This window comes from Leptotrichia sp. oral taxon 215 str. W9775, from assembly GCF_000469505.1.
Lineage (GTDB): Bacteria > Fusobacteriota > Fusobacteriia > Fusobacteriales > Leptotrichiaceae > Leptotrichia_A.
Window position 1 is genome coordinate 1 of the sequence record NZ_KI272872.1, and the last position, 581, is coordinate 581.

Consider the following 581-nt stretch of genomic DNA (forward strand, 5'->3'; position numbering starts at 1 on the left):
CTTTCGCTCTCGCTCAAAAACTCACTTCGTTCGTGTGTTTTTAAATTTATTGTAGAGGTGTAGAAATTCTTGATAGATTTCGTCCTTATCTTCCTGGGGAATAGTCTCATTTTTAAAGAAATTTTTTAGATCTTCTGCAAACTTTTTTGCCTTTTTAGAAATTTTTTTCATTTTTATCACTCCAATTTTTTAGATTTTTGTGATAAAATAAAAGAGTATTTAAGTCGAGCAACTTAATACTTTACCCGCTGTTCGCTGCAGCGGGTTTTTATTTTATCAAATTTTGTTTTTTTCAAACCAATTTTTTAAATGTTCTAAGCTATTGAATGCAAATTCCTGAATATATTCATCATCAACATTTTGAAGTTTTATCGTTGGCATTTCTTTTCCATCAACTGACAAAACAGTCATAATATTGAATCTCTGAAAATTACTGTCATATAGCCGAATTTTTCTGCCTATGAAATTGTTAATTTTAATTGATCCTTGTTCTAAATTGCAAGAAACTTTTTCTTTTTCAAATGTGAATTCAAAGCCAGAAACTTTAGGTCTCCCCCTCCCTTTGTTATTGTATTTTTTTT

Annotated in this window: 1 pseudogene; it reads right to left on the minus strand. The window is 29.3% G+C overall.

Annotated elements, in window-relative coordinates:
• Positions 1 to 276 precede the first annotated feature (276 nt).
• Positions 277 to 581 (minus strand): annotated as a pseudogene (locus HMPREF1984_RS11590) (replication protein rep); the annotation flags it as partial.